Below are 6,058 nucleotides of genomic sequence, written 5' to 3' on the forward strand. Positions count from 1 at the left end.
CGCCGGGTGTGGAACCGTCACGCCGCCGGTGCACGTCCTTCCCCCCGTGCAGCGAGATGGCACCAGGACACGCGGGGAGCGTGCCGACGTGCGGACCGAGACCGGACGGGCGACGGCCGTCCAGCACCACCGGCGTCGACTACGGGCGGTGGGACTGTTCGGCCTCGCCCTCCACCTGCTGCTGCTGGGCTGGCTGGTGCTGAGACCGCTGCCGGTGGCCTGGGTCGACGACGCCAACCTGACGCCACTGGCCTCGCTCCGCTTCTCCTCCGCGGGCCGGCTGCTCGGCGAGCTGCTGCTGCCCGCCCCGCTCGGCGTCCTCCTCCCGCTCGCCGGCGGCCGGCTCGGGAGCCCCTGGTTCCCGTCCTTCCTGCGCACCACCGGTGCCTCGGCCCTGCTGGCCACGGCACTGGAGTTCCTCTCCTCGTGGGCGCCCGGGCACGTGCTCAACGTCGACCACATACTGCTCGCCGTCGTCGGCGTCGCGGCCACCCACCTCGCCCTGGTACCCGTCGGCCGGGTCCTGCTGCTGCGGCGCGACGCGGACCCCCGCGGCCCGATCGGCGACCTCCCGTGGACGGCCCCCGCCCCGGACGGCGCGCCCGTCATCGCCCCGAACGGCGCGCCCGTCACCGCCCCGAACCCGCCCAGGGCCGCCGCCTCGGCCGCGCACCCCGGGCGGAAGGCCGAACCGCTGCTCAGCCTCGGCTCGCCGGGCCCCGCCCGGCGGGGCTGACCACCGCTCGGTCCGCGTTCCCGGATCGCACTACCTGATCGCGCTGCCGGATCGCCTTGCCGGACCACGTTCCCGGACCACGTTCCCGGACCTCGCTACCGGTCCGCCCGGCGGACCCGGCCGCCGACCTCGACCAGCCCCTCCGCCGTGATCCCGGTGACGAGCTGCGAGCCGAGCCCCTGGGTGACGGTCAGCCCCCGGCCCAGCTCGGCCGTCAGCAGGAGCGCGGCGGCGCCGGTCGCCTCGTCCTCGTCGATGCCGTCGCCCCGGCCCGGGAAGGCCCGGGCGCGGACAGTGCCCGCCGCCTCGTCCTGCCAGGCCCAGGCGTAGATCCACTCGCCCGGCGGCGGCACCGCCAGCCCGTCGACCTCGGCCGCCGTCGCGTACCGGCGGAGTGTGCGCGGCGGCGCCCAGGCGGCCGGCGCCGCTACCCGGGTGAACCCGCCGTCGTGCCGCACCCCGACCACGCCCGCGGCGGTGACCAGTCGGTCCACGCCGAGCAGCCACGCGGCGCCGACGCACGGGTGGCCGGCGAACGGGAGGCGCAGGCTCGGGGTCCAGATGTCGATCGCGCCGCTCTCCGGGTCGTCGACGAACACCGTCTCGCTGAAACCGAGCCGCCTGGCGATCGCCTGCCGGTCCGCCTCGGCGGGCACGGCCGCGCCGTCCCGGACGACGCCCAGCGCGTTCCCGTGCGCGCCGTCCGGGCCGCAGAACACGTACAGCACCTCGTGGTCGGCCATGCCGCGGTCACTCCTGTCCGGTCGGGCCCGCGCGGCGGTCGCGCGGGCCGGGGGTCACGCCCGCGCCGGGGCCGGTCCGGCCGTCCGGTTGAGCCGCCGGACCACCCGGCGCCGGGTACTGGCCCGGCCCCGCCGCCGGCCCCCCGACGGGGAACGGCGTCCGGACGGCGGCCGGGCGGGTCCGCTGCCGCCGGCGGGCCACCACCAGGGTGCCGATGCCCATCGCGATCGAGGTCGCGCCGGTGATCGCCATCGGGGTGTCGGTGGACGAGCCACCGGTCGAGGCGAGGTCCACGGACGGCGCCGGGGGCGCCGCCACGGTCACCGTGACCGCCGGAACCGGGGCGGCGGCAGCGCTCGGCGGCGTCTGCGTGACCTCCGAGACCGGGACTGCCGCCGGCGTGCCACTGGGGTCCGCGGACGGTGTGACCGCCGCCAGCCCGACCCCGGGCGCGGTGGTGGCGGGTGCGGGCGGCTCGGCCGCCGGGAGCGCGGCCGGGGCGGACGGCGAGCCGCCGGTCTCGGCGGGCTGGGCGCTCGGCACGGCGGACGGGGCGGACGGAGCGGGGGCGGCCACGGTGATGTCGACCGCCGAACCGGCGGCGGGCACCCCGGTTCCGGTCCCGACCAGCGGGAGACTGTTCCCCGCCGGCAGCAGCGAGACCAGCCCCGTCGGGGCGTCCTGGGCGAACGCGAGCCGCACGTTCAGCGTCCGGGACTCGCCGTCGCGCAGCCGCACCAGCGAGGCTTCCTTGTCGCCCGTGCGCAGCGTCAGCGTCAGCCGCCCGGATCCGCCCTGGCCGCTGTCCACGGCCGGCAGCCACTCGCCGTCGGGTGCCCGGAACTCCAGCCTCACCGCCTCGGCGGCGGGCAGGGCCTTGCCCCGGAAGGTCAGTTCGGGCAGGAAGGCGACATCCTTGCCGCTGCGGTTGGTGAGCGTCAGCCGGAACGGCTTCGGCTCGGCGCCCGCGGTGAAGGAGCCGGGCACCGCGTCCAGGCCGAGGTAGGGCACGCCGGGCGCGGGGGCCGTCGTCGGCGTCCCGGTGGGGGTGGCCGCGGCGACCGTGAACTCGCGCTGCGGGCTCGCCGCTTCGGTGATCCGGGTCTCCGGCGGCAGGGTCGGGTCGGCGACCACCGCCGTGAACCCGCCGGTGGCCCGGCCGGCGGGCGCGTCGGCGGTGGCGGCCAGCCGCAGCCGGTACGTCGCGGAGGCGCCGGCGGGCAGGCTCAGCCGGGTGGCGAAGGTGTCGAGGTTCCAGGTGGCGCCGGTGCCGGCGCCGGAGCCGGGGGCGGCGGGCTTCCAGGAGGCTCCGCCGGGGGACTGGTAGTCGAGCGTGAGCTGGTTCCCGCGGATCCCGGCATCGACGTTCGCGACGACGAAGCCGGTGGTGACGTCGACCGCGTGGTCGGCGGAGTTGCGCAGCGTGGCGGTGAACTCGGCGGCCGGACCGCCGGCGGTCAGGGTGCCGGGGAAGCCCGCGACGGTGACCGTCACCGGGCTGCGCCGCTCCGGGGTCCCGACCGGCCCCGGGGTGCCGACCCCGCCGAGCGCGCCGAGGACGACACCGCCGTTACCGCCGTTACCGCCGGAGCGCGACAGTGCGGCCGCACCGGGGGCGGCGGTCAGGGCCGCGCCCGAGACCAGGGTGGCAGCGGCGGCGAGGGCCAGGGATCTGCGGTGCTGAGTACGCAAGGGAGACCTCACGGGAAGAAAAGGCGGGCGAACCCGACGAACCCGGCAGCGGGCCGTTTCGCCGAAGCGGGAGGCCGCTCCGGGACTCTCACCCGGGTCGCTGCTTCGCCCCCCAACCACCAGCGACGGGCGCATCATATCCGAACGCACGGCCGCTTCCTGAGCGGTTTTCAAGGGGTGGAAGGGAGGTTCGCCGGGCGGATTCGGCGATGACACCGTGATGAAATCGTGAGGACGGATGTCATCGCGCTCCAGTACTCTCGCCACTCGTCCCCCGGCGGCCGCCCGTTCGCGCCCGCCCGATCCCGGCAACAACAGGAACCACTCGTGAACCTCGACTTCGACGTCGACCCGCTCTTCTCCTGGTACGTCGTCCTGCTGGCCATCAGCGGCATCGCCCTGCTGGTCATCGGCGCCGTCAACCTCGGCGGCCTCAAGGCCGGCTGGCGCTTCCTCAACGTGCTCGTCGGCCTCGGCTTCGCCGGCTACGCGTACTACCTGGCGTTCGTCTTCGACGGCGCCAGCTATGTGCTCTTCTTCAAGGCGTTCATCCTGCCGGTGGTGCTGATAGCCAACGCGGTGAAGGCACTGGTCACGCGCTCCCAGACGCCGGCCGCCCCGCCGTACCAGCCGAACGCGCCGTACCCGCAGCAGGGTGTTCCGTACCCGCAGGGTGCGCAGTACCCGCCGCAGGGTGGCCAGTACCCGCCGCAGGGTGCGCCGTACCCGCAGGGTGGCCAGTACCCGCAGCCCGCGCCGTACCAGGCCGCCGCCCCGGCCGCTCCCACCGCCGCCCCGTACCAGCCGCCGGCCCCGCCGCAGGGCTGACCCCGACCGGCCGGCGCCCCCTCACCAGGGCGCCGGCCGGGTCCCCTCCTTTACTCTTCCCGCCCGCACTACGCTGCGCGGTGCGGGCGGGATCGGGCGACCGGGTGTCGGTCGCCGACGGCGGAGGGTGTTCGGACCGTGGTGACGTACGACCTGGTGATCGTGGGCGGCGGGCCCGCGGGCTGTGCGGCGGCGGTGATGGCGGCGAGCGTCGGGCTGCGGTCGGCCCTGGTCGAGCGGCGCGAGCCCGGCGCCACCCTGCGGCGCGTCCCGGCGGTGAGCAATGTGCTCGGCTTCGCGACCGGCACCGCCTTCGCGGACGCCGTCGCGGCGGACGTCCGGCGGGTCGCCGACTCCTGCGACCTCCTGCTCGGCACCCCGGCGACCGAGCTGCACGCCGACGACGAGGGCGTGACCGTCCACCTCGCCACCCCGGGAGCCGCCGTGCGCGGCCGGTACGCGATCGTCGCCACCGGCGTCCGCGCGGCCCGGCCGGAGGAGGCCACCTGGCTCACCTCCGCCGTGGACGCGCCACCGCCGCTCTGGGAGGCGGACGCCGCACTCCTGACCGGCCGCAGGACCCTGGTCCTCGGCGCCGACCGGCCCCTCGGCACCCTGCTGCGCGCCCACCCCGATATCCCGCTCGACCTGCTCGTCCCGCACCCGCCCGGCGACGCCTACAAGGCCGAGGAGGTCCGCGACGATCCGCGGGTCACCCTGCTGGAGACCGACACCCTCGACCTCCGCCGCTCCCCCGAAGGCCAGTTCGTGGCGGGCGAGTTGGGCACCTTCGCACCCGGCCTGGTCTTCGTGAACCTGGGCGTCCGCCCCGCTGCTCTGCCCGGCACCCTGGTCCGGGGCGAGGACGGCTACTGCCCACCCGACCGCCAGCACCCCAGGGTTCTCACGGCCGGCGACCTGCGCTCGGCCCGAGGCCAACGCATCATGACCGCCACCGGCTCCGGCGCCGATGCTGCGCTAAACGCCTACTACGCCCTGCGCCTGCCCGGCTGACCGTGCACCCGCTGCGGAGCAGGAGGTCGACGGGTCCGACTTCCTGCTCCAGTCAAGATCTTTAGGCGAGAACGGAAATAGCCGCCCCATCGGATGGTCACCGCACAGCCACGGCGCGTAACGTCACTCTCGATCTGTCCAACCAGGCACACCTACAAGGGGGTTCACCATGTCCGCCAGGCCGGGGTTGATCCGCCTCACACGTGGCGACAGCGGCGAGGGATCGGGCGAGATCCCGGAGGAGATCCTGCGGGAGGCGTTCCGTGTTCTTGGATGGTGATGCCTGGCGGACGTACTTCGACGCCATGGAGTTCGACGCCTGGCGCCTGGAGACCCTCGCCGTCTACACGATGCCGCAGGAGGACGAAGGACTCCGTCGCTTCCTGGCCGGCGAGCCCCTGACGGCCGAGGCAACCGCAGCTTGGACAGCACGTGTCCGGGGATACCGGGAGACGGGTAGGCGCGTCGGCCGGGTCCATATGCTGACGCGCCCCCTGACGGACTACCTGCGCTACGAGTTCGCGCACTACCGCCACAACGTCGAGGCCGGGGAAGACGTCCGGATCCTCGACCTCACCGACCGCCCGAACCCCGGCCTGCCCGACCAGGACTTCTGGCTCTTCGACGACCGCCGTACGGTGCTGATGGACTACCGCCCGGACGGCACCCAGATCGGCCGCCGGATCCACGACGGCGACGCCGCTCCCTACTCCGCCTGGAAACGGCTGGCGATCGCCGAGTCCGTTCCTTTCCTGGAGTACGTGAAGGATTATGGGTGAGTGACCTTCGCCCCTGAGCAACTGGATCGGTCGAAGGCCGATCTGGCCCGGCTGCTCCGCGATCTCCGTAAGCGAGCCGGTCTCAGTGGAGACCGGCTCGCTCGGCGTTGCGGTCCGTCCCAGAGCACGATCAGCAAGATCGAAACCGGGCGGAAAGTCCCGCGCCTCACCGAGGTGGAATCCATTCTTCGCGCACTCGGCGTGGCACCGGGGGACGGGGGGGGGGGGGGGGGGGGGGGGGGGGGGGCGCCCCCCCGGCGGCGGC

General features: G+C 75.1%; 7 protein-coding genes. 5 read left to right on the forward strand and 2 right to left on the reverse strand.

Going from position 1 to position 6,058, the window contains the following annotated elements:
* Positions 1–88: 88 nt before the first annotated feature.
* Positions 89–736 (forward strand): VanZ family protein, encoded by a 648-nt coding sequence (locus tag SM793_RS26680; protein WP_320440823.1) that lies wholly within the window; start codon positions 89–91, stop codon positions 734–736.
* A gap of 95 nt (positions 737–831) precedes the next feature.
* Here SM793_RS26680 and SM793_RS26685 read toward each other — a convergent pair whose 3' ends face one another.
* Both SM793_RS26685 and SM793_RS26690 read right to left on the reverse strand, forming a co-directional pair.
* Complete coding sequence (locus SM793_RS26685) at positions 832–1,479, reverse strand: PhzF family phenazine biosynthesis protein (protein WP_320440824.1); 648 nt, start codon at positions 1,477–1,479, stop codon at positions 832–834.
* 7 nt (positions 1,480–1,486) lie between these two features.
* Entirely contained in the window at positions 1,487–3,172 is a 1,686-nt protein-coding gene (locus tag SM793_RS26690) for a hypothetical protein (RefSeq protein WP_320440825.1), read from the reverse strand.
* 327 nt (positions 3,173–3,499) lie between these two features.
* Between SM793_RS26690 and SM793_RS26695 the strand changes: the two genes are divergently transcribed.
* From SM793_RS26695 to SM793_RS26710, 4 genes are all read left to right on the forward strand, one after another.
* A complete protein-coding gene (locus SM793_RS26695) occupies positions 3,500–4,000 on the forward strand; it encodes a hypothetical protein (RefSeq protein WP_320440826.1) in 501 nt (166 codons plus the stop codon).
* Between the two features lie 138 nt (positions 4,001–4,138).
* On the forward strand, positions 4,139–5,014 hold the full coding sequence (locus SM793_RS26700; RefSeq protein WP_320440827.1) for an FAD-dependent oxidoreductase: 876 nt from the start codon (positions 4,139–4,141) through the stop codon (positions 5,012–5,014).
* Positions 5,015–5,277: 263 nt separating this feature from the next.
* Positions 5,278–5,793 carry a DUF6879 family protein gene (locus SM793_RS26705; RefSeq protein WP_320440828.1) on the forward strand — a complete coding sequence of 172 codons (516 nt, stop codon included), beginning with the start codon at positions 5,278–5,280 and terminating at the stop codon, positions 5,791–5,793.
* Positions 5,794–6,058 (forward strand): helix-turn-helix transcriptional regulator (locus SM793_RS26710; protein ID WP_320440829.1); only part of this gene is annotated, 265 nt, incomplete at its 3' end. It abuts the gene before it with no gap.

The sequence above is a fragment of the Kitasatospora purpeofusca genome, assembly GCF_034043715.1.
In the GTDB taxonomy this organism is placed as follows: Bacteria; Actinomycetota; Actinomycetes; order Streptomycetales; family Streptomycetaceae; genus Kitasatospora; species Kitasatospora purpeofusca_A.

Coding starts and splice junctions, on each gene's coding strand:
- SM793_RS26685 (WP_320440824.1), bottom strand. CDS start 1,479: ATGGCCGACCACGAGGTGCTGTACGTGTTCTGCGGCCCGGACGGCGCG.